Raw genomic sequence first — 23,169 nt, 5'->3', positions numbered from 1 at the left:
AACAAAAAACACGGTAAAAAGCTACATACCTAGAGAGAATAGTGGCCTAAATCAATTAATCTGGGAACGAAACTTAATAATAAATTGATTAAGCCAAAATAAATTATGTTCCAAAATCAAATTCAAATATTGTGGCGAATCAGTTTTTGCAAGGTAATGAAGGAATGCCCGTGAATAATGACTAGTACATACGGGACAACCACAATTTTGATCAACTGGTCCCCAGTCATTAGCAAAGTGGGCATGATCAAAGTTAAGCCGTTTTCCATCAGCTACCAATACATTCCCCATTACTGCCTCATGAACAGCAACGTCAGAATAAATAACATCAATTCCTGCAGACAATGCAGCTACTACTTGCTCAAGATTAGCCTTGACCTTAGTTACCCGAAGGCTTTCAGATGGTAGCATTTTTATAATAGTTGAAAGATTGCGTTTTGCTTCCGTAATCGTGTCAATCTGTTCTGTCTGGGTAATTCGGTAGCCAAACTGTCCCTCTAATGAAACAAGGCTCTTGCGATGAAGCTCCTTTAATCCACCGCCCGTGACCGGGAAGAGTGAATTATCAGCGTTAATAGCCCACCGATTAGTCAATCCTACTCCGGCAGTTAAGTCATCAACTGGCGCATAATAATCAACCGCCCGATAAAGTTGTTCACTTATATCGGTTCCTAAATGTTCTTGTAGCTGAAGCGCTTCTTTAGGGGATAGGCTTATTAACTGTCCTTCATTTGGTAAACGAAAATTAACCCCATTAGCTTTATACCCTCGTGGTTTAGCTAATTTTGCTATTTCGTCTGCTCCAGAAGTGGTAAACAATGCCCCTTTCCAGGCGAACAATTGACGTAAATTAGGTAAGTCACTTAACTGCTTTTTACCCAATTCCTCTGCAAAAATAATTGGATCATAATACAGGGCCCGCGTGTTTGTTTCCCAGACTTGTTTGGGAAGCAAGTAATGGTTTACCCTTCCTGAATGAACAAGTAATGGCGTTGCTAACTGGAAATCATCGAGGACCAACTTTCCGGCCCGCAAACCATTCTTAGAACGCTCAATTTCAAAATATTTACTCATTGCCTGCCTCACTTTGTTGGGTACTCTAAGCCTAAATGCTTATAGGCTGCTGCAGTCACCATTCGTCCCCGTGCCGTTCTTGTTAAATAACCAATCTGGAGAAGGTATGGCTCATACATTTCTTCAATGGTTGATTTTTCTTCACCAATATTAGCAGCAATCGTTTTTAGGCCAACTGGTCCGCCATTATAGTAGTTGATCATTGTTAGCAGAAGTTTCCGGTCAATCTCATCAAGTCCCTGATCATCAACCTGAAGCAATTTAAGTGCCCGTTGAACACTAACCGAATCAATTGAACCTTTTCCCGCAACCTGGGCAAAGTCACGCACCCGTTTTAATAGTCGGTTAGCAATCCGTGGCGTTCCCCGAGAGCGAAGGGCTAATTCGTGAGCACCTTCATCCTCAATTTTGGTTTGGAAAATTTTAGCAGAACGAAAAATAATCTTAGTTAATTCATCCTGGTTATAGTAGTTCATGTGCTCCACAATTCCAAAACGATCCCGCAATGGTGCAGACAACATCCCGGCACGCGTAGTAGCCCCAATTAAGGTGAATGGCGGTAAAGGAAAATGAACAGGATGGGCTGTTGGTCCTTCACCAATCACAATATCAATATAGTAATCCTCCATGGCAGAATATAGCATTTCTTCAACCACTTTTGGTAACCGGTGAATTTCATCAATAAACAAAACATCACCTGGTTTTAGTTCATTTAACAGAGCAACCAAATCACCTGGCTTCTCAATCGCCGGACCACTGGTGGTTTTAATGTTTACTCCTAATTCATTTGCAATTACCATCGCCAGGGTAGTTTTCCCTAGACCTGGTGGACCATATAAAAGGACATGATCCAAAGCTTCTTCACGTTCTTTAGCGGCCTTAATATAAACACTTAATTCGTGCTTGATTTTTGCTTGGCCAATATAGTCAACTAGTGTTTGTGGACGAAGGGTTAGTTCAATTGCTGCCTCTTCCTTTCCTGTTGTCTCACCAGAAACAATTTCATGTTCATCCTGGTTTGCCATCCTTTAACCACCCTCCTTTAATTTAATAGTCTTAACGCATGGCGAAGGTATTCTTCTGTAGAAGTTACTGGTTCTTTCTCTAATTCTTTCTTGATTCGTTTAACATCTCGTTCCTTATAACCTAAGGCAGTTAATGCTTCTAGTGCATCTTGCAAGGCATCATTAGCAGCTGACTCGGCTGTTGATAATGGTTTGAAGAGATCCGTTTCGGTTGTGGTTAATCGTTCAATCTTATCCTTAAGATCCAAGCAGATTTGCGAAGCGGTCTTTTTACCAATTCCTGGGAACTTAGTCAAATACTTAACATCATCATTTGCAATTGCATTAATCAACCCATCATGATCCGGGTTAGCCAAAATCGCTAAAGCGCTCTTGGGACCAATTCCCGAAACATTAATTAATTGCAAGAAAAGTTGTTTTTCATCCTCATCATTAAAGCCAAAAAGTGAAATATCATCATCACGAACTGCCTGGTAAACATATACTGTCACTTTCTCCTGCTTATCGACATGGTAACGATAGGGATTAGCAACTAGCAACTGGTAACCAATTCCATTTACCTCTACTACAATGTAACGTGGCTTAATGATTGTAACCAATCCTGTTAGGTATTCATACATTCTCTTGTACTCCTCTTTTAAAATTCGTGTTCATCAAAATCTTGAGCAAACGGAACATGTGAATCTTGAATCCGTTTAAACATTTTTTCCAGATCTCGATCATTAAAGTGCACGGTCACAGGCCGCCCGTGAGGACAATTAAAGGGATTCTCACATTTTGGCAGCCGTTGTAAAAGTGCTTTTGCTTCACGATCATCAAGGTGGTGATTGGCTTTAATCGCCCGTTTACAACTCATCATGATTGCGGTTCGTTGACGAAAATCATGGACTGAGATTTTACCATCATTAATTAACCACTCAATCATTTCCTTAGCGGTTGCTTCTTCTTGCCCCTCCGCAAACCAGATTGGATGGGAACGCAGGATAAAGCTATTTGGACCAAACGATTCGAGATGGAGACCAACAGCTTCAAGCACATCTAAATGCTGAGTGATTGTCATTGTATCAACCGTTGAATAATTTAGAACTAACGGTACTAAAAAGGCTTGTTGATCATCACTTACCTGACCAATCTTTTTCCGGAACCGTTCATAATTAATCCGCTCCTGTGCCGCATGTTGATCAACAATATACAGTCCATCACTTGCCTGAGCTAATAGGAAGGTTCCCTGTAACTGACCGATATACTGTAAGTTTGGAAAACGTTTCTTAGCTTGATCACTCTTATCTTGAACATCTAGCTCAACATTTTCTGCTTTTACAGGTTTTTGCGGTGCCTGTTCATCTGGACTTCCAAATGGGTATGCAATCCCCTCAGCCTGATACCGCTGGTCGAATGCCTGCATTTGCGAACTCGCTAATTCATCTTTTTTGTGAATTACAATGGGTTCCCGAACGACACTATCACTAGCATCAGTATCTGCTGGTCCCCCATTTTTAACTACGGTAGCTGAAGACTGGGGATGAAAAGCAGTACTTGGAGTTGTGTATTGCTTAGCGGCTTCACTTAATTGGTGCTCCAAATTATCCACATCTGGTTCATCCGGGATAAATTGGTTAGCATCAACATCAGGAATAAGATTTTCTATTGATATCCGCTGACGAACCACTTTAGAGATTAATGCTGATAGTTCTGATTCTTTGCTTAACCGTACTTCCCGTTTTGCTGGGTGAACATTGACGTCAACCAACACCGGATCAAGTTGAATATTAAGAACAGCAATTGGGTAGCGGCCAACCATTAACTTTGATTCATAACCATTGATAATTGCCTTAGTCAATTCAAAATTACGAATATAACGGTGATTAATAGTAATTGTAATGTATTGCCGTGATGCTCGCGTAAGTTCAGGTAACGATACTAAACCATCAATCTGAAAATCATTATCTTCACCCGTAAACGGTAACATCTTTTTGCCGACTTGGATTCCATAAATAGCTGCCACAACCTGTTGGAGATTATCATTTCCGGCGGTTCGAAATAATTCCTTATTGTTATGGGTAAGGCTAAACGCTACTTGGGGGTTAGCTAATGCCAATCGGTTTACGATATCAGTAATTCGGGCTAATTCTGTCTGTGGTGATTTGAGGTACTTTAACCGGGCTGGGGTATTAAAAAATAATTCACGAACGACTACATCAGTTCCCTGACGTGCTGGCCCTGGTTTTAAATCAACCAATTCACCACCATGAATATGGATTAAAGAACCACTGGTACTTTCTGGAGTTGCTGTCGTTAAAGTAACATCAGCAACAGAAGCAATACTTGGTAAAGCTTCACCCCGAAAGCCCATTGTTTTTACCTTAAAAAGATCCCGTCGCGTTGCAATTTTACTGGTAGCATGACGCTTAAACGCAATTTTTACGTCATCAGAAGCGATTCCCGAGCCATCATCAATTACCCTAATGCTATCTAATCCAGAATTCTCAACAATAATATCGATTCTCTTGCTATCAGCATCCAAAGAATTTTCTACCAATTCCTTAACAATCGATGCAGGGCGTTCAATCACTTCACCGGCGGCAATCTGATCTGCTAAAACATTTGTTAATTCATGGATCTTTCCCATCTACGTCACCTTACTTTAACTTTTGCTGCCATTGATAGATCTGGTTCATCACATCCATTGGAGTCATCCCCATTAGGTTGAGGTTCTTTAACTGTTTAATAATCTTCGTTGCAGCCGGATCCTTTGGCTTTGGTTTAGGAGTACCAAATAGTTCCATTTGACCATTGGGATCGACTAATGGCTGTTCGGTGACTGTCGGCTTCAGTGGCTGAGCTGCCTTTTCTTTAACCTTATTTGGTTCCGTTTCCTGATTAGCCGTTGAAGAAATCGTTGGTAATTTTACATCCTTCTTCTCTAACGAACTGAGGATTTGGTCAGCACGTTTGAGCAACTTATCTGGCATCCCTGCTAATTTAGCCACGTGAATCCCGTATGACTTATCAGCAGGACCAGTACTAACCTTATGAAGGAAGACCAGTTCCCCATTCTTTTCAGTTGCTCCAACGTGGACATTCTTTAACCGTGGTAGGGGTGTTTCAAGCGCAGTTAATTCATGGTAGTGAGTTGAGAAAAGCGTCTTCGCCCGTAAATGCTCGTGAATATATTCAATAATCGCTTGAGCAAGTGCCATCCCGTCATAAGTAGCAGTTCCCCGACCAATTTCATCGAATAAGATTAAACTTCGATCCGTCGCGTGGACTAAAGCATTATTTGCTTCCATCATTTCAACCATAAAGGTACTTTCACCAGAAATTAAGTCATCAGCTGCCCCAATTCGAGTAAAGATCTGATCAAAAATCGGTAATTCAGCCCGCTCAGCAGGAACAAAACACCCCATCTGTGCCATTACCGCAGTCAATGCCAATTGACGCATATAAGTACTCTTACCAGACATGTTAGGACCAGTAATTAAGAGAATATCAGTAGAATCATCCATTAAAACATCATTAGGTACATATTCCTGATGTCCCATAAACTTTTCAACAACGGGATGGCGACCATCCTTGATCTTTAACACATGACCCGTATTCATTGCTGGACGAACAAAATGGTAATCCTCACTAACTACCGCAAAACTTTGTAAAACATCTAATTCAGATAATGCTTTGGCTAGGCTTTGTAAACGTTTAATTTGCTTTTTAACTTTCTCCCGAATTTTAACAAAAACATCATATTCAAGCGCAGTTGACTTCTCCTGAGCACCTAAAATCAATGCCTCCTTTTCTTTTAATTCAGGGGTTGAGAACCGTTCCGCATTTACTAATGTTTGCTTTCGTTCATAACGATCACGAGGAATTTTACTGAGGTTAACCTTGGTTACTTCAATGTAATAACCAAAGACATGGTTATATCCAATCTTAAGGTTATTAATCCCAGTCACCTTACGCTCTTGCTCCTGTAAGTCAGCAATCCATTGTTTACCGTTATTCATTGCATCCCGATATTCGTCAAGTTGTTTATCGTAACCATCCTTGATTACTCCACCCTCAGTTACACTAATTGGTGGATCATCCACAATCGAATTATCAATCAGTGATGCAATATCAGTTAGTGGATCCAGTTGTTTTTCCAAGTCAGCAAATGCAGGCGCATCAAGCGTCTCCAAAGTATACTTAATCTTCGGGACCTGGAGCAGCGACGTCTTAAGCTGGATCAGATCACGTCCATTAACGCTTCCGTATGCTACACGTCCAGCAAGCCGCTCTAGATCATATACCTTAATTAATTCTTGCTGGATATTATTGCGCTCAAAATAGTGTTCAAGAAGTTCCTGAACCTTATCCTGACGGGCACTAATCTGCTTAGGATCAATGAGCGGCCGATCGAGCCACCGCTTTAAGAGTCGACTCCCCATTGCCGTTTTAGTTTCATCAAGCAACCAAGCTAACGTTCCTTGACGCTTACCACTTCTCATATTAGTCATCAATTCAAGGTTTGTTTTAGAATAATGATCGATCTTCATAAAGGAACTTGGCCGGTAAGAAATTGCTTTTTGTAAGTGGGCAAGTGACCGTTTTTGGGTTGTTAACAGGTAAGAAACCAAAAGTGAGACAACTGCTTGCTGCCCCCTATCAGTTAAATCCTGGGTTAAATAACTTACTTCAGCGCCCTTAACAATTTCTGGTTGGTGCGATTGAAGAATATTACGCTTAGTTAATTGTTGTTTAAAATCAGCTTCAACCGAATCATCAATGACGACTTCACGACTTTGCAAGTTGATTAACTCATTAATTGTCTCATCTTCACTTGAAAAATCAGTGGTCTTTAATTCACCGGTTGATAAGTCAGTATATGCTAAATAGTAGTGATCATCTTGACGAATAATCCCAGCTAAGTAATTATTGTTCTTTGCTTGATCACCATTTAAATCCATCTGGGTCCCTGGTGTAATTAACCGGGTAACTGCCCGCTTAACCATCCCCTTGGCCTTCTTGGGATCCTCCATTTGTTCACAAATTGCAACCTTATATCCCTTGTCAATCAAGACATCCACATAGCTATTAACTGCTCGATGTGGAACCCCACACATTGGGATCGGGTTCTTTGCGCTATGATTTCTTGTTGTCAGAGTTAATTCAAGTAATTGTGCACCTTTAACAGCATCATCGTTAAAGAGTTCATAAAAGTCTCCTAAACGATAAAATAAAAATGCATCCGGATACTGATCCTTAACCTTTTGGTACTGTTCCATCATTGGCGTCATTTTCTTTGCCACCTAATTTCACCCCACAAATTTTCTCTCTACATAAATAGAACGTTTTTTCCGCGCAACTATACTTTACTTATTATATTTTTTGCATAATTCAAGTGCAAGAAAGTGAAAAACAAAATAAAGCTATTACTCCAGTATTAGCTATTTTTTTAAATAAAGAAAGAGGCCAGGAGCATCCCCGGTCTCTTTCCTATATTAAAATGCCTCAGTTAACATTTATTTTGCATAGTCGATCGCACGAACTTCACGGATAACCGTTACCTTAATGTGCCCTGGATATTCAAGTTCTTGTTCAATCTCATGCTTAATGTCATGAGATAAAACAGTCGCTTGAAGATCAGAAATCTTCTTTGGCTTTACAATTACCCGTAATTCACGACCTGCCTGAATTGCGTAACTATGATCGACACCATCATGGTCATTTGCAATACTTTCTAGTTTCTTTAATCGTTGAATATATTGTTCAAGTGATTCACTCCGCGCACCAGGACGAGCACCAGAAATAGCATCAGCAGCCTGAACAAGAGCTGCAATTACTGATTTAGCTGGTACGTCACCATGGTGTGAGGCAATCGTATTAATAACTACCTTATTTTCCTTATACTTCGTAGTTAATTCAACACCTAGTTCAACGTGTGAACCATCAACTTCATGATCAATTGCTTTTCCAATATCGTGCAATAAGCCAGCACGCTTAGCGAGGGTTACATCTTCACCTAGTTCAGCAGCCATTATTCCAGCAAGCTTAGCAACCTCAATAGAGTGATCTAGAACATTTTGACCATAACTTGTCCGGTACTTCATTCGACCAACCGTCTTAATCAAATCAGGATGCATCGAGTGAATTCCAAGATCAAAGAGTGCTTGTTCCCCGGTTTCCCGGAGGTTAGCGTCCATTTCTTGGCGAGCCTTATCGACAGCCTCTTCAATTCTTGCTGGATGGATCCGACCATCCTGAATCAGTTTCTCCAACGCGATCTTAGCGATTTCACGTCGAACCGGGTCAAACCCACTTAACACAACAGCTTCAGGAGTATCATCAATAATTAAATCAATCCCGGTCAATGTTTCAAGGGTCCGAATATTACGACCTTCGCGACCAATAATTCTCCCCTTCATGTCGTCATTTGGTAAATTAACAACGGAAACGGTAGCTTCGGAGACAACATCGGCTGCACTCCGTTGAATTGCTTCGACAATTAACTTCTTTGCTGTCTTATCAGCAGTTAATTCCGCATTCTGTTCACTATCACGAATCATGATTGCACGCTCAGTCTTCAACTCTTCCTTAACTTGATCTAAGACCTGCTTTTTAGCTTCATCATGGGATAATTGGGCAACCTTTTCTAATTCTTGTTGCCGTTCTTCAATTAATGAATCAGCCTTTTCTTGGGATAACTTTAACTGATTTGTTTGTTGTTCAAGTTGGTGTTCTCGCTTACCAACGGCATCTTCACGTTTTTCTAAAGCATCATCCTTACGATCCAATGATGTTTCCCGTTGCAAGAGCCGATCCTCTTGCTTTTGAACTTCGCTTCGCCGTTGCTTTAATTCTTGTTCAACACTTTCCCGGTAACGATGGCTTTCTTCCTTGGCTTCTAAAATTGCCTCTTTTTTTGCCGTCGCTGCATCCTGCTTTGCAGTGGAAAGAATTTGGTCTGCACTTTGGTTTGCAGCTTTAAGTTGCTTCTCAACAGAAACCTTATGAATTGCATATCCAATAATAATACCGACAACCATAGCAAGCGCGGCGAAAACTAAGCCGAAAGCTTCCATCATTTCACCTCCGCTTTCACTATATTTTTATTATTGGTTCAATTAATTAGTTTAATTTAACCGTATGATAAATTAAATATCACACAAGTTAAATTTTAAGCTTGCGGTTAATTAGTGTCAACCACTCTTTTAATAATTAAAAGAAGGAGAACTACTAATTTAGTAATTCTCCACCTAAAATTAAAAATCTTTACTTTTTACTTGCTTCTTCGATAGTTTCCTGCTTGGAACCAGTTTTAGAATCTTGCTTTTCGCTTTTATCTTTCTCGTTAGTAGTACCCTTCAATGGCTCCATCCCATAAGCTTCACGAACCTTGTTCATTAGTTCTGCCATACTATCAGGATGTTCTGCTAACCATTTCTTTGCATTTTCACGACCTTGGCCAATTCGTTCGTCTCCATATGAGTACCATGCACCGGACTTATTAACAAGGTCCTTATCAACGGCCATATCAAGAAGTTCACCGGTCTTAGAAATTCCTTCACCATACATGATATCAACTTCGGCACGCTTGAACGGTGGAGCAACCTTATTTTTAACAATCTTAATCTTAGTTCGGTTACCGATAACATTCGTCCCGTTCTTAATTTGTTCAGAACGACGGATTTCCATCCGAATGGTCGAATAGAACTTTAATGCCCGACCACCAGTAGTCGTCTCAGGATTACCGAACATTACACCAACTTTTTCACGAATTTGGTTAATAAAGATTGCAATCGTCTTTGTCTTATTAATTTCTCCAGAAAGCTTCCGCAATGCTTGTGACATTAACCGTGCTTGGAGACCGACGTGAGCATCTCCCATCTCACCTTCAATTTCAGCACGTGGTACAAGGGCAGCAACTGAATCAACAACAACCAAGTCCACTGCTCCACTTGAAATCAATGCGTCAGCAATTTCCAACCCTTCTTCACCAGTATCAGGCTGGGAAAGGAGTAGATCATCAACATTTACCCCTAATGCCTCTGCATATTGAGGATCAAGGGCATTTTCAGCATCAATATAAGCTGCCGTACCACCTTGACGTTGAACTTCAGCAACTGCTTGCAATGCAACAGTTGTCTTTCCTGAACTTTCAGGACCATAAATTTCAACAATTCGACCACGGGGATAACCACCTACCCCAAGGGCCTTGTCAATTGCTAATGAGCCACTTGATACCGTCGCAATCTTCATATCGGCTGCGTCACCCATCCGCATGATGGAACCCTTACCGAAATTCTTTTCAATCTTACGAATTGCGACATCAAGTGCTGCTTTTCGTTGATCAGCCAAAATAATTCCTCCTTTGAAACGGAATATCCGTTAATAATCATAACAGTTTTGGACAAAAAAACAAGAATTTTAGCGAACAATGGTTCGATTATTTTTTAATTTCTCGTAAAACCATTTGTAAACCATACTGGACACTTAACAAGCGAATCTCTTGTCGGCCTAAGTAACTCGCTAGGTGTAATTGTTTTGAAATTGGTTTTTCCCCCTTACGCGCTAATCCAATCCAAACAGTCCCTGCCGGATTACCTTCTAGGCTATCCGGACCTGCAACCCCGGTAAAGCCAAGCCCAAAGTCAGCACCAAGTTTTTTACGAGAATATTCAGCCATTGCTTCAGCAGTGGCACTACTTACTACCCCATTATGTTCAATCAATGTAGAAGGGATTTCTAACAATTTAACCTTTGCTGATGCAGCATAAGTGACAAATCCCCCATCAAAAATTTCTGAAGCACCAGGAACTGAACAAATCGTACTCTGAAAGAGACCGCCAGTTAAACTTTCAGCTCCAGTAATTTTTAATTTTTGTTGTTTAAGTAAGTTAACTACCTTATTTACCAAGCTGAAATTATTTCCCATTCCCAGGTAATATTCACCCTCTTTTTCAAGAATCATTTTTGTTACCCGATCAAACCGGGCCTCAATATCTATTTGCTTATTCATAAAGCCAGTTAACCGGAGCTCAATATTAGTAGGCTTAACATACGAAGTAATCGTGATGTCTGGGTAAGTTTCCATCACCGGTTTCAAATCATTCATCAAAATCGACTCAGGTCTTCCGAGAAAATGGAGTGCCCGGGTTTTAATTGTCTTTTGAATATTAAGTTCTTTAATAATCATGGGAATCACTTCTTGTTCCACCATTGCTTGAAATTCAGAAGGTGGCCCTGGAAGGACAACGACGCGTTGCTTACCCAGCTTAACCCAACTTCCTAAAGCTAGCCCCCGCAAATTAGGAATCAATTTACCAACGTATTGTGCCTGACGCTTATTTTCTGGTTGAATGTCAATTTGACGTTGAGCAAAAATGCTTAAAAGATGTTGCCATGTTGGGATATCAGTCTTTACTGGCATATCAACAGCCTTGGCAACTGCTGATAAGGTAACGTCGTCTACAGTAGGCCCTAAGCCACCACAAACAAAGATTAAATCAGCTTGCCTTTTTCTTTCATGAACACTGCTAATAATAGCGTCTGGATCATCACCAATAGTTACTTGTGACGTTATAATAATCCCTAAAGAATTCAATTTTTTTGCTAGGAACGCTGAATTAGTATTAGTGATTTCACCACGTTGGAGCTCATCACCAACCGAAATAATTTCTGCATTCATGTTTTTTGCCTCCAAGTATTAATAACGTAAAAATTGTCTAATCCTACTTTTTAATTTCTATTCTAAATTCTAGATCAATCATATAACTAATCCCCTATTAATATAAGCGTTGATCTAAAAAGGGCCTAGTATCCAATAAAAATTGAAACTAGTGCCCAAAACAAATAATATTAACAAGCCTTTATTCTTTTATACCTTCTTCTTTAGCAAGCTTAGCAACTCGATTCTCATTAAACATAATGTAGATTAATAACAATAACGCAAGAGCTGCTGCTGAATAAAGAACAATATTACTTGCCAACCATCCATACTTGGAGACCAAAACACCAATTAAGGCCGTTGCTAGGGTTTCACCAAAGATATACTGGAAAAAGCCCATAAATCCTGTTGATGAACCAACAGCAAACTTTGGAACGGCTTCGTTTACCATTAAACCAACCAAAGTTAACGGTGCGTAAATTAACGTTCCCATAATAAAAAGGACGGTAACAATCAAAACATGACTAGTGCTAAAGAAATAGGTTGTTAGACAAATAAATAGTAAGATGACACAAGCGATGCAGACAATTGCCCGGCGATCTTTCAGGAAATCAGAAATTGCTCCCATGATAATTACACCAGGGACAGCCGCTAATTCAAAAATTCCGACCAGCCATTTAGCAAACGACGGACTAAAACCCTTGGATTGAACCAAGAAACTAGGAATCCAACTCATCACCCCATAACGAACTAGGTAGAGGGACATTGAAGTCAACGTAATTGCCCAAACAACCTTATTAGTTAAAATATACTTTACAAAGATTTGTGGCAAAGTTAAGCTTGTTAATTCTGAAGAAGAAGCCTTCCCATTTTCAAGCACAACTTCATCACCAGTATATTGAGAAATACTTGGGAGACCAACAGTAGTAGGACGATCAGCTCCACAAATTAATACAAAGGCAGCAATGATTAGTGACACAACTGATGCAGTGTAGAATACTGCAGGAATTGAGCTGGAGAACATGAAAGTTGCTAATTGAACAACGGCAACACAGACAAATGCACCAGCATTATGAGCGGATGACCAAATAGAGTAGATTGCCCCACGGTGTTTCTTTCCCCACCATAGTTGAACAATCCGTTGACAAGCAGCAGCCCCCATCCCTTGCGCAATTGACATTACCAACATCAGGAACATCATTACGTAAAGGTTTCTCGTGGCACCTAAGCCAAAGTTCAAAATTGCTGAAATAATCAAACCGGTTGCTAGGTAGTGGTTGGGGTTACTCTTATCACTAAGTGCTCCCATGAATAGCTTGGAAATACCATAACCGATACCAAAACACGAAAGAACCATTCCAATATCAGCAGTGGTAAAGCCATACTGCTTCATAATATCATTCTGCTCGGTTGTAAAAATAAGACGAATAACATAATAGCCAATGTAACCGATACAAATTGACAATAACACACCAACCTGACGCCACTTATAAACGGTCGCAATCTTATCCTTTGAGACCTTAACCTTAGCATCAGGAGCCGGCTTTAAGAATGAAAGCATAGTTTCATCTCCTTACAATAAAGTTTGAACCTTTTTCCAAAAGGTACAGACCAATATTATCATATTCAAAATCTAAAATGAATATTTCCTGCTAAAATATTTATAATTTTTTCAGAAAAATAAAAACGAAGAGAAGGCGCTAGGGGCCATTCATGACTCCCAGCATCCTCTCTTCGTTTTATTTATTATTTAAACCCATCTGAAAAGACATCTCTACCCTGAACAAAGTAATCAACACCAGAGTAAATAGTGAAGAATAGGCAAATATATAGCATGATTTGTCCAAATGGTATCCCCCAGATTGCAAAAATTACGTTATTAAGCAATAAGAAAATAATCGCAATAAACTGGGTAGTCGTCTTGATCTTTCCTGGCATTTTGGCAGCCAAGACAACTCCATCTTGTTCTACCAACAAGAGACGCAATCCAGTAACAGATAGTTCTCGCCAGATAATGATTGAGGTTACCCATGCAGGAACTACTTGATTTCCGGTCAAGACAATAAATGCTGTCATTACTAGTAACTTATCTGCTAACGGATCAGTAAACTTACCAAAATTAGTTACTAAATGATGCTTTCGTGCAATTCGACCATCTAAATTATCGGTCAATGTTGCTGCGATAAACAAGATTGCAGCAATAAATTGGGAAACCGGAATTGTTGTTCCCCAGAAACTAATAGCACCCCATGATTGTAATGGCAAAACCATTAACAACAAGAAAAAGGGAATAATGATTAAACGCACAACTGTTAATTTATTAGGTAAATTCAAATTACTTCCTCCTCATAACCATTAGCGTGATTGCGTTTGGTTAGTCTGTGGTTGTTGGTTCTGTGACCGACTTTGATTTTGCCCCTGGTTTGTTGTAGGAGCGTTGGTTAAACGAACCGGAGTTGTGGTTGTATTCCGATTTGTTTCGTTTGTCCTTGTTGTCTGAGTCGTAGTCCGTTGGTTATTATTAGTAGTTGTTGTCCGAGTAGAGGATACACTGCTAGAAGCTGACGAACTAGAAGAATTACCAAAGTGAATCGTAACTGTTCGAGTATTATTGTAACGACCGTTATCAGTAAAGTTAATCTTCTTATTACCAAGCTTCAAACTCGTTGCTGAAGCATTTCCAACCGTAATCACAACGGTATTAGCAGTCCGCTTAATGGTTACGTCAGCCGTTGAATTAGCATCCATTGTCCGACTTAAGGCACTGGTTCCATCAGTGGTTACACTGTTCCATGCCCGACCGCTTGTCTTAATTTGTAATTTTGTATCCTTCTTCAGTGAAGCAGCGTTATAGGTAACACTATTGTTATTTCGACTAGCTTCCGTTAGTTTGATTGCAGTGCTCTTCTTCGGCAACTTAGTTGAATGTTTCTTTACAGAGCTACTACTCTTTTTCCGGCTTTCACCAGAAACTGAAACAGAGCTATTGTCAATCTTCGTGGAAGCATCTTGATGGCCACGCACAATTGCGGTCACCCAAATTGCTGCCAAAACAATCACGATTACACAGGCAATAATAATTGTTGGCAGGTACTGGCGAACTTTGCTGACACCCTGACTAACTGTTTTCCGTCGGTTAGCCCGTGTTTCTACTGCTTGACTAATATGCTCAGAATATTCTTCTGTCTTAGTTTGTGGCAGTTGTTCATTAAATTCTTTTAGCAACTCATTACCATCAAGGCCAACAGTATCTGCGTATTGTTTAATAAAAGCCCGAACATAAAAGTCGCCCGGTAACTCATCAAATTTTTCATCTTCGATCGCAATTAAGTACCGCTTTTGAATTTTAGTTAATTGTTGTAAGTCATCTAACGTGTAGCCCTTTGCCTGTCGAGCATCACGAAGTTTCTTACCAATTTCGATCCGTTGTTCATTATCGTTTTCACTCATTGTGATATCTCCATCTCTGAATTTTAATCCTACCTGCTAATTATAGCATGGCATTCCGTTATTAATTATTAAGAAAATCTTGAATTAACGGTGTTGCGGGATAATTTGGAATACAGAAATTCCTTGAGAAACGATGAACCGCTTAGCAACATCATAGAGATCATCTAGGTTAATTGACCGTAGCACCCTAATTTCATCCATCAGATTGGCCCCGTCAAAGAACTTTCCTCCATAATGATTAGCAACCGCTTCTGGTGAATCCAGCAAGCCCGTTAAACGACCAATTTCTGCATTTTTAATCTCATTAAAACGTGTTCTTGCAGCATCGATTTGTTGATCAGCACTTTCTAAAATAGCAATTACTTCATCCGCAAATCGTTCCATCTGATCGGTATCCGAACTGAAATATGCAAAGTAAAAATCACGTTGCATTTCTAGATTATAAGCAAATGAATCATCAAGAACTTCATTGTTGTACAAGCGGAGGTAATTATCCGAAGTATCATCAAAAAGAACGTCCAGTAATAAATCAATTGCTAACTTATAACGCAACCGTTCCTGACCATCCTCAGGCATCTCAATTCCCCGTAAACCAACAATTACTTTTGGCCGAGCAACGTCCATGGTTAAGGATCTAAATGGAATTACATCGTGAGCCGATGGATCATTAAGGTTAAAAATCCGGTTGGGCTTGATTACAGGTAAAAATTGCCGCTGGCTTTGGTTTTGGATTACCCAATCAACGATTTCGTCAGGATTCAAGTTACCAGCTAGAACTAAGTTCATGTTACTTGGTTGATAAAATGTCTTATATGTCTCCATCAAGTATTCAGGGGTAATCTTACTGATACTTTCCACTGTTCCCGCTATATCGATATGCATTGGATCATGTGGATAAAGGTTCCCCAGGATACCAAGGTATAGTCGCCAAGATGCATCATCTTCATACATCTTAATTTCCTGACCAATAATTCCCTGTTCCTTATTTACCGTCTGCTCGGTAAAATACGGTTCCTGAACAAAATCTAAGAGAACATCCAAGCTTTCATGAACATGACTCGTAGTTGAAAATAGATAACTCGTTTGGGTAAAACTAGTAAAAGCATTAGAATCAGCACCAAGCTTTCCAAATAAGTCAAATGCATCATGGTCAGCCTTCTCAAACATCTTATGTTCCAAAAAGTGAGCAATTCCATCTGGCACTTTAATAGCATCCTGTTTATCATATGGAACAAAACAATTATCAATTGAGCCAAAATCGGTAGTATAACTTGCATATGTCTTATGGTACCCAGCCATAGGCATCATCTGTAATGTCAAGCCATTCGCTAATTGTTGTCGGTAAATTGGCTGGTTAAATTCTTCATAAATTTCTTTATTCATATAGTTTTATTTTTCACCACTCAATAAATAGCTTGCTTGTAGTTTAATCATTGATGCAACCTTTGTCACATCATCTTTAGTCACCCGGTTAACTTGCTGTGCAAAATCAGTTTGTTCTGGTAACGAAAGTAATTGGTTAACCAAGTGATGCTCTAATATGTTATTTGCTAAATCAAAGCCGGCATAATGCTGATTAATCAATGCATCTTGAACCTCACGCATTACCTCTGCAGTAAAATTCCCTGCTTGCAGTTCGGCTACTTGCTCCTGAATCATTTCTAGAGTAGTTTGATAATCGGCTGGTTGAATGCCAGTTTGCACATTAATTAATCCAGAAAAAGGAGCTAGGCGACTAGAAGCATAGTAAGCTAGACCAGCTTTTTCCCGAACATTAGTAAAGAGCTTTGAATATGGAGTTCCCCCAAAAAGGCCATTAAAAACTAAGGCAACCGGGTATAGCGGATCACGATAATAAATCGGTAGATTGTACCCTAAATCTAGCTTAGCCTGACTAACCCGTTGCTGCTCTCTTTTATTAAACACATCTTCATGAGGCTCTTGAAAATAAAAGGTTGTTTCCGGAAGCAATGGATCTCGATCCACAAATGGTAATTGACGAATTGCTGAATATACCCTTTCTGGCTCAACATTTCCCAGAACGAATATATCCACTTTATCTTGATTAATCATCTTTTCATATGTCTGTACCAAACTTGATGGAGTACAGTAATCAAGATCAGAAATTCTTCCAAAGCTCGGTACCTGCATAACTGAATCAGAATTATAATACAACTTTAATAACTGCTGGTTAGCATAAAATTGCTTATCATCGTACAACGCCTTGATTGAACTAGTAAGGTTATTTACCTGAAGACGGAACGTTGGACTATCAAATTCTCCATCATCGATTAACGGATAAAATAGTATTTGATTAATTAATTCAGTTACCTGTGTAAATAGGTCTTTTTGCGCCAAGTGATTATTGATAAAACTTGACCGTAAGCGAACGGTATGCAACCGTCCAACTCGACCAACCCCAAGCGAAGCAAATGCACCATACAGCTTAGCCATTTGCCGAGCAAGGGCAGTTTGCGTCGGGTAAAGATGGGTGCTTGTTTCTAATAGGTTAGCAAGGAGGTTCCTTGCTGTGGCATTCGTAGTTGTCTGTGGTGTCGCAAAGTCAATTAAGATATGGGTCATCTTAAATTGCTCTGTCGGAATAACATGAAGATCGACACCTTTAGCAAGACGATAATCCACTGATATATCTCCCTTCCCCAATGTAATTAACTATATCTCGAAATTAAATCATACTGATTAATGATACTTTATCCCGTGCTAAATTACAAACTCTGGTGAAAATTAAATTCTTATATACAAAGAAATGACTCTTGGCACCCTTAAAAATGCCAGGAGTCATTTTTATAATTAAACATTTTTTAATCCGCGCCTAGGTAATTACTATTAGTACCAAACCACTTCTGATTAATTTTTCTTAACTCACCGTTTTTCTGTAGTTGTCCTAAACCAGCGTTAATCTTTTGTCGCAAGGTCTTATCGCCTTTCCTCATTCCGACAGCATAGTATTCAACTGGAAGGGCCTTACTTGTATAGGTTCGATATGAAGAACTATCCTTTTGGTGCTTAATATAGTAATCAGCATAAACTTGATCCATCAAGATTCCTTGAATTCGGTTAGCATTTAAATCGATGAAGGCATCCGGAAAAGTATCATAAAGAATTGGCTTCTTATTCTTAATTAAATCCTTCAGAACTTTGGGACGTTCATCCAATGCTGTTAATCCCGTTGAACCATTTTGCACCCCTAAAGATTTTCCTTTCATATCAGCAAAATCCAGAATATTAGAAGCTTTTTTTGTGACCAAAACTTGCTCATTCTTTAAGTACGGCCGACTAAACGCAACTTTTTTTCGTCGACTAGCGTTAATTGAGTAACCATTCCACAATAAGTCGATTGTCCCGTTCTTCAACTCTGTTTCCTTCATTGACCAATCAATAGGTTGAAAGTCAGCCTTTATTCCGTATTGCTTAAAAACAGCTCGTGCTAAATCAACATCATACCCAACAAGTTTACCGTTTTTTTGTCGAAAGCCCATTGGAACAAAACTATCATCTAACCCAATTACAACGCGCTTTCGTTTTTCAATCCGGTTCCAAGTATCCTGAGTATTTGCCCGTTGAGTAACGCTTTGACAGCCACTAAGAACAAGAGCAGGAGTGACTAAAATCAGGAGCACCAGCCAATATTTAATTTTTCGCATAGCAAGCACCTCCCATTCTTTAATCTTGACTCTGATCGATCGGGTTAACCTTTAACAATTCGTCAGCAATTTCTTCAGCAAAATCAAAATCGTGAGTAACTACTAATTGGGTTACACCACTCTTCTTTAGTGAAAGAATGATGTTTGCAACGTCTTGACGGAGATTTGGATCAAGCGCTGATGTTGGTTCATCATAGCAAAGGATTTTCGGCTTCATTGCTAAAGCACGTGCAATTGCAACCCGCTGTTTTTGTCCTCCAGACAATTGCCAAGGATAAAGATTTCCTTTCGCTGATAGCCCTAATTTCGCCAATAACTCTTGAGCATTCTTCGTGGCTTCATCTTTTGACTGCTTAAGAACCATCGTTGGCGCTAAGGTTATATTTTCCATTACTGATAGATTAGGAAAAAGGTTAAAGTCTTGGAAAACAACCCCAATTACTTGATCAGATGCGCCAGTTCCTGAAGGATCAAACGGTTTGCCGTCCATTAGGAATTCACCACTATCAGGAGTATCTAATCCAGTAATACAACGGAGCAAAGTTGTTTTTCCTGCCCCTGAAGGACCAACAATGCAAAGGATCTCATCATCTTTAACGGTCAAGTTAACATCATCGAGAATTACCCGATCGCCAAAACTTTTCTTTAGATTCTTAACTTCTAACATCGGCTATTCCTCCTTACTTAAAATATGAATAACGTTTTTCAACTTGACGTAAGATTAACGTACAAATACCAACAAGAATCAGGTAAATTAACCCAACAAGGAGAAGGGGAACAAGAGTTACGTCTCGAGAGGTAGCAATGTTTCCTGCCCGAAGAAGGTCACCAAGTCCAATTACGTAAACAAGTGAAGAATCCTTTACCAAGTTAATAACTTCATTTCCAATCGAAGGAATAACGATTTTAACAACTTGAGGGATAATAATTTTTCGAACCGTTTGCCAATAATTCAATCGCAATACCTTAGCAGCTTCGTATTGACCAACACTGACGGATTGAAAACCACCACGGAAAATTTCAGCGAAGTAGGCCGCATAGTTAAGAATAAACGCAACAAGTGCTGCATCATACCGCTCAAATACAATTCCAACAATTGGTAGTCCATAGAAGACAAAAATCAATTGTAAAAGTAACGGTGTTCCCCGCATTAACCAAACATAAATTTCAAGGATCCACTTAAGGGGTTTTATTTTTGAAGTCAGTCCTAGACTTACAATAATTCCTAAGGGGATTGAAATAATCAGTGTCCAAAAAAAGATCTGTAATGTTAATCCAGCCCCCTGGATAAGTGAAGGCAAGATTTGTGATACGTAATTAAGCGACATTTTAAAACCTCCTTGAATTAAAAAACGTTAAACAAAAAATCCTCTTAAACTAATTAATTAGCCTAAGAGGACGAGCAAGTCGTGGTTCCACCTCATTTTATAATTACCTCACAGTAATTACCTCATGAGTTTAACTAATTTACTGTAGGAAAAAGAAAACGCCCTCACAGTCTTTCGACTATGAGGGCGTTTTACGCGGTTCCACCTCATGTTGTTACTTTCTCACAAAAGCAACCTCAGTAAGTTCATTAATTAAACTCCGCGCTGTAACGGGCTACCCCGGAACTGCCTACTTAATTCAACAGATCAACTTGCAGATGTGATTCAAGAACACTAACCCGTTCGTTTCCCATCATCACGAACTCTCTGAAGAGCTAGCTAATTCTTTACTAGTCTGTTCTTCGCTTTTTGATATTGTCATGTATCCTACACTCGATAACCAACTTTGTCAATCCCTTTTAGGATTTTTTTTGCTTCAAAGCCCATGTATAAATTGATTGAATTGGCCAATAAAGAATTACAAAGTAAACCAAATTAAGAGCAAGTGTTGGCGCTAAAGTATACACAAGATAGTCCCCAACATTCATATGGGTAATTCCTACTAGTGAGTATGCCCAGTACGTTAACGTTACAAAAACTACAATATCAATAAAAAAAATCATAATAACCGTCAAAAACGATTGATCAAAATACCTTGATAGAATCTTCGTAAGCTCAACAATTAGCGGAAAAAGAAAGATATCTAACCCTAAAATACCGGTAAAGTAAACATCAAATACAATTCCCGCAAGTACTGCAAAGGGAATTAATGGAATTTCAATATCTTCTTCAAAGTAATACGAAAGTACTAGCCAAAGTAAAACTAACTCACTCATCATTGAATAAGGATAGCTAAAGAAAAACTTTGCCCAAACACTACTTAAAGAGCCATCTAAAAATAATGAGATAAATAACCCCAGCGGAAATATATACTTTAATCGCGATAATCTATACATCCAATCACCTCGATCAAGCAGGTTCCGCAACGGTCACAATATTAACGTCATTCATATTAGCAGCGGGCTTAATGTATACCTTTTGGGCTAATCCATAGTCGTCTTTCCCAATCCGAGTTACACGACCAACATAGAGGCCCCTTGGTATTACGCCTCCCATACCACTTGTCATTACCTTTGCGCCCTTCTTCAACTTAGCTTTGGAACTAACTTGTCCCATAATTAATTCACCTGTTGAATCGTTATAGTCGGTAATGAGTCCATTAACGGTTTGATTATTTGATCCATCAATGGTGATAGCAAAACGATTTGCCGATTCACTAGTATTACTTAATAGTTCAACCTTACTATTAGTCTTATTTACTTCACTAATTCGCCCAATCAAGCCACTACCACTCATTACGGGCATGTTTTTCTTGATTCCATTAGATTGACCCTTATTAATTACCAGTTGCTTTTGCCATGAAGATGGTGTTCTCATCATTACTGAAGCAGTAATCGTGTTGTAATCAGTTAATGACTTATTAAGCTTTAATTCTTGCTTAAGCTCTTTATTTTCCTTTGCTAAAGTCTGATCGCGGACCTTGGTTTGAGCTAATTCAGTTACCTGTTGCTTTAGTTCCCGGTTTTCAGAATACGTATCCATTAGTTGACCAACAGAACTAAAGCCACCCTGAACTGCATTTACTGGGATAGCAACTACACTATCTACAAAACCAACAATGTCATTACCAAATTGCTGAATTAGCGGTGGTGTATTCCGACGATTACGCATCGAAACTGACCCAGCCATCAAACCAAAACAAACAATTAGAATTAGCACAAGGATAACAAGCCGTCGATTGGAAAAAAACTTGCGCATTTTATTCCTCCAGCATTTTTACTAAAAAGAAAGGACTGGACAAAACAAATCGTTTTGCGACCAGCCCCATCCCGTTACTTATTACTTCTTTTTCATTACGTCGATACTCTTTAATGATTCACCAGTACCAGTTGCAACACAGTCAAGTGGATCGTTTGCAATGAATACTGGAACCTTAGTAGCATCAGCAATCACGTCAGGAAGGTGCTTCAATAGTGCACCACCACCTGTAAGGACAATTCCGTGATCAATAACATCGGCTGCAATTTCTGGAGAAGTTTCTTCCAATGTTCCCTTAATTGCATCGATAATTGAATTAACAACATCTTGTAGAGCAATGGAAACATCCTTTGCAGAAACCTCCATTGTCTTTGGTAGTCCCGTAACAAGGTCACGACCACGAACCTCGGTTGAACCCATTTCAGCGGCTGCATCGACCGAAGCAGAACCAATATCCCACTTAATCTTTTCAGCTGTTCTCTCACCGATTAACAAGTTCATGTTTTGGCGAACATATTGTGCAATTGCATCATTCATTTCATCCCCAGCCATTCGAATTGAACGACTAGAAACAATCCCACCTAAGGAAATGGTTGCCACATCAGTAGTTCCACCACCAATATCAACAACCATACTACCGGTCGGATCCATTACTGGAAGGCCAGCACCGATCGCAGCAGCAAATGGTTCTTCAATAACGTAAGCGTCACGGGCACCCGCAACACGAGTAGCATCAATTACGGCCCGCTTCTCAACTTCAGTAATTCCACTTGGGACACATACCATTACGTAAGGCTTTCCGTTAGAATTCCCCAAAGCCTTTTCGATATAGTACTTCATCATTGCAACAGTGGTGTCGTAGTCAGCAATTACCCCGTCCTTCATTGGTCGAATAGCTGTAATGCTACCCGGAGTCCGGCCGATCATGTCACGAGCATCCTTACCTACAGAAATGACTTCATTGGTTTTAGTATTCCGAGCAACAACTGATGGTTCACGCAATACAATTCCCTTGCCTTCAACATACACAATCGTGTTTGCTGTTCCGAGGTCGATGCCAATATTTTTGGTTCCGATTCCTAGCAATCTGCTTCTTCCCTTCATCTAGTAAATTATTTTTTATCTAA

The 23,169-nt window shown here is 39.5% G+C and carries 19 protein-coding genes and 1 other annotated feature; all 19 genes read right to left on the bottom strand.

The features are described from left to right. Window positions 1-51: 51 nt before the first annotated feature. The 19 genes from NFR46_RS07000 to NFR46_RS06910 all read right to left on the bottom strand — a co-directional run bounded on the left by NFR46_RS07000 (window position 52) and on the right by NFR46_RS06910 (window position 23,128). A complete protein-coding gene (locus NFR46_RS07000; RefSeq protein WP_251575936.1) occupies window positions 52-1,074 on the bottom strand; it encodes a tRNA-guanine transglycosylase in 1,023 nt (340 codons plus the stop codon). Window positions 1,075-1,082: 8 nt separating this feature from the next. Further along, on the bottom strand, window positions 1,083-2,099 hold the full coding sequence (gene ruvB / locus NFR46_RS06995; protein WP_251575934.1) for a Holliday junction branch migration DNA helicase RuvB: 1,017 nt from the start codon (window positions 2,097-2,099) through the stop codon (window positions 1,083-1,085). A gap of 17 nt (window positions 2,100-2,116) precedes the next feature. Further along, window positions 2,117-2,719: a Holliday junction branch migration protein RuvA gene (gene ruvA / locus NFR46_RS06990; RefSeq protein ID WP_251575933.1), complete on the bottom strand. Its 603-nt coding sequence runs from the start codon at window positions 2,717-2,719 to the stop codon at window positions 2,117-2,119. A gap of 17 nt (window positions 2,720-2,736) precedes the next feature. Beyond that, window positions 2,737-4,728, bottom strand: a complete 1,992-nt coding sequence (mutL, locus tag NFR46_RS06985; RefSeq protein ID WP_251575932.1) for a DNA mismatch repair endonuclease MutL — start codon at window positions 4,726-4,728, stop codon at window positions 2,737-2,739. 10 nt (window positions 4,729-4,738) lie between these two features. Continuing rightward, entirely contained in the window at window positions 4,739-7,384 is a 2,646-nt protein-coding gene (gene mutS, locus NFR46_RS06980) for a DNA mismatch repair protein MutS (protein WP_251575926.1), read from the bottom strand. 213 nt (window positions 7,385-7,597) lie between these two features. Continuing rightward, entirely contained in the window at window positions 7,598-9,157 is a 1,560-nt protein-coding gene (rny, locus tag NFR46_RS06975; RefSeq protein WP_251576006.1) for a ribonuclease Y, read from the bottom strand. A gap of 190 nt (window positions 9,158-9,347) precedes the next feature. Beyond that, window positions 9,348-10,433 (bottom strand): recombinase RecA, encoded by a 1,086-nt coding sequence (recA, locus tag NFR46_RS06970; RefSeq protein WP_251575925.1) that lies wholly within the window; start codon window positions 10,431-10,433, stop codon window positions 9,348-9,350. Between the two features lie 88 nt (window positions 10,434-10,521). Next, window positions 10,522-11,763: a competence/damage-inducible protein A gene (locus NFR46_RS06965; RefSeq protein WP_251575921.1), complete on the bottom strand. Its 1,242-nt coding sequence runs from the start codon at window positions 11,761-11,763 to the stop codon at window positions 10,522-10,524. Window positions 11,764-11,944: 181 nt separating this feature from the next. Continuing rightward, the gene (locus NFR46_RS06960) at window positions 11,945-13,303 is read right to left on the bottom strand and encodes an MFS transporter (protein WP_251575919.1); all 1,359 of its coding nucleotides are present in this window, start codon (window positions 13,301-13,303) and stop codon (window positions 11,945-11,947) included. Window positions 13,304-13,488: 185 nt separating this feature from the next. Next, window positions 13,489-14,076, bottom strand: coding sequence for a CDP-diacylglycerol--glycerol-3-phosphate 3-phosphatidyltransferase (pgsA, locus tag NFR46_RS06955; RefSeq protein ID WP_251575917.1), 588 nt, complete (start codon window positions 14,074-14,076; stop codon window positions 13,489-13,491). A 21-nt stretch (window positions 14,077-14,097) separates the two neighbouring features. Then, a complete protein-coding gene (locus NFR46_RS06950) occupies window positions 14,098-15,192 on the bottom strand; it encodes a helix-turn-helix domain-containing protein (protein ID WP_251575915.1) in 1,095 nt (364 codons plus the stop codon). A gap of 84 nt (window positions 15,193-15,276) precedes the next feature. Beyond that, window positions 15,277-16,575, bottom strand: coding sequence for an EF-P 5-aminopentanol modification-associated protein YfmH (gene yfmH / locus NFR46_RS06945; protein ID WP_251575913.1), 1,299 nt, complete (start codon window positions 16,573-16,575; stop codon window positions 15,277-15,279). Window positions 16,576-16,581: 6 nt separating this feature from the next. Then, window positions 16,582-17,835: an EF-P 5-aminopentanol modification-associated protein YfmF gene (gene yfmF, locus NFR46_RS06940; protein ID WP_251575911.1), complete on the bottom strand. Its 1,254-nt coding sequence runs from the start codon at window positions 17,833-17,835 to the stop codon at window positions 16,582-16,584. Window positions 17,836-18,014: 179 nt separating this feature from the next. Then, entirely contained in the window at window positions 18,015-18,857 is an 843-nt protein-coding gene (locus NFR46_RS06935) for an amino acid ABC transporter substrate-binding protein (protein ID WP_251575909.1), read from the bottom strand. Window positions 18,858-18,876: 19 nt separating this feature from the next. Next, on the bottom strand, window positions 18,877-19,524 hold the full coding sequence (locus NFR46_RS06930) for an amino acid ABC transporter ATP-binding protein (RefSeq protein ID WP_251575907.1): 648 nt from the start codon (window positions 19,522-19,524) through the stop codon (window positions 18,877-18,879). Window positions 19,525-19,537: 13 nt separating this feature from the next. Continuing rightward, window positions 19,538-20,185 (bottom strand): amino acid ABC transporter permease, encoded by a 648-nt coding sequence (locus tag NFR46_RS06925; protein WP_251575905.1) that lies wholly within the window; start codon window positions 20,183-20,185, stop codon window positions 19,538-19,540. Between the two features lie 179 nt (window positions 20,186-20,364). Beyond that, window positions 20,365-20,596: a binding site (T-box leader), on the bottom strand. A 47-nt stretch (window positions 20,597-20,643) separates the two neighbouring features. Continuing rightward, entirely contained in the window at window positions 20,644-21,180 is a 537-nt protein-coding gene (gene mreD / locus NFR46_RS06920) for a rod shape-determining protein MreD (protein WP_251575903.1), read from the bottom strand. A gap of 13 nt (window positions 21,181-21,193) precedes the next feature. After that, the gene (gene mreC, locus NFR46_RS06915; protein WP_251575901.1) at window positions 21,194-22,042 is read right to left on the bottom strand and encodes a rod shape-determining protein MreC; all 849 of its coding nucleotides are present in this window, start codon (window positions 22,040-22,042) and stop codon (window positions 21,194-21,196) included. Window positions 22,043-22,123: 81 nt separating this feature from the next. Next, complete coding sequence (locus NFR46_RS06910; protein WP_277612860.1) at window positions 22,124-23,128, bottom strand: rod shape-determining protein; 1,005 nt, start codon at window positions 23,126-23,128, stop codon at window positions 22,124-22,126. Between the last annotated feature and the right edge of the window lie 41 nt (window positions 23,129-23,169).

This window comes from Limosilactobacillus agrestimuris, assembly GCF_943193105.1.
Classification (GTDB): Bacteria; Bacillota; Bacilli; order Lactobacillales; family Lactobacillaceae; genus Limosilactobacillus; species Limosilactobacillus agrestimuris.
Note: the sequence above shows the minus strand (reverse complement) of the source record. Positions and strands in the feature narration are given on the sequence as shown.

Excerpts from the sequence above, each read along its gene's own strand:
- yfmH (WP_251575913.1), bottom strand. The coding sequence starts at position 16,575 with ATGAATAAAGAAATTTATGAAGAATTTAACCAGCCAATTTACCGACAA.
- ruvA (WP_251575933.1), bottom strand. The coding sequence starts at position 2,719 with ATGTATGAATACCTAACAGGATTGGTTACAATCATTAAGCCACGTTAC.
- NFR46_RS06925 (WP_251575905.1), bottom strand. The coding sequence starts at position 20,185 with ATGTCGCTTAATTACGTATCACAAATCTTGCCTTCACTTATCCAGGGG.
- NFR46_RS06965 (WP_251575921.1), bottom strand. The coding sequence starts at position 11,763 with ATGAATGCAGAAATTATTTCGGTTGGTGATGAGCTCCAACGTGGTGAA.
- NFR46_RS06960 (WP_251575919.1), bottom strand. The coding sequence starts at position 13,303 with ATGCTTTCATTCTTAAAGCCGGCTCCTGATGCTAAGGTTAAGGTCTCA.
- NFR46_RS06930 (WP_251575907.1), bottom strand. The coding sequence starts at position 19,524 with ATGTTAGAAGTTAAGAATCTAAAGAAAAGTTTTGGCGATCGGGTAATT.
- mreD (WP_251575903.1), bottom strand. The coding sequence starts at position 21,180 with ATGTATAGATTATCGCGATTAAAGTATATATTTCCGCTGGGGTTATTT.
- mutL (WP_251575932.1), bottom strand. The coding sequence starts at position 4,728 with ATGGGAAAGATCCATGAATTAACAAATGTTTTAGCAGATCAGATTGCC.
- NFR46_RS06935 (WP_251575909.1), bottom strand. The coding sequence starts at position 18,857 with ATGCGAAAAATTAAATATTGGCTGGTGCTCCTGATTTTAGTCACTCCT.
- NFR46_RS07000 (WP_251575936.1), bottom strand. The coding sequence starts at position 1,074 with ATGAGTAAATATTTTGAAATTGAGCGTTCTAAGAATGGTTTGCGGGCC.
- rny (WP_251576006.1), bottom strand. The coding sequence starts at position 9,157 with ATGGAAGCTTTCGGCTTAGTTTTCGCCGCGCTTGCTATGGTTGTCGGT.
- ruvB (WP_251575934.1), bottom strand. The coding sequence starts at position 2,099 with ATGGCAAACCAGGATGAACATGAAATTGTTTCTGGTGAGACAACAGGA.
- NFR46_RS06950 (WP_251575915.1), bottom strand. The coding sequence starts at position 15,192 with ATGAGTGAAAACGATAATGAACAACGGATCGAAATTGGTAAGAAACTT.
- mreC (WP_251575901.1), bottom strand. The coding sequence starts at position 22,042 with ATGCGCAAGTTTTTTTCCAATCGACGGCTTGTTATCCTTGTGCTAATT.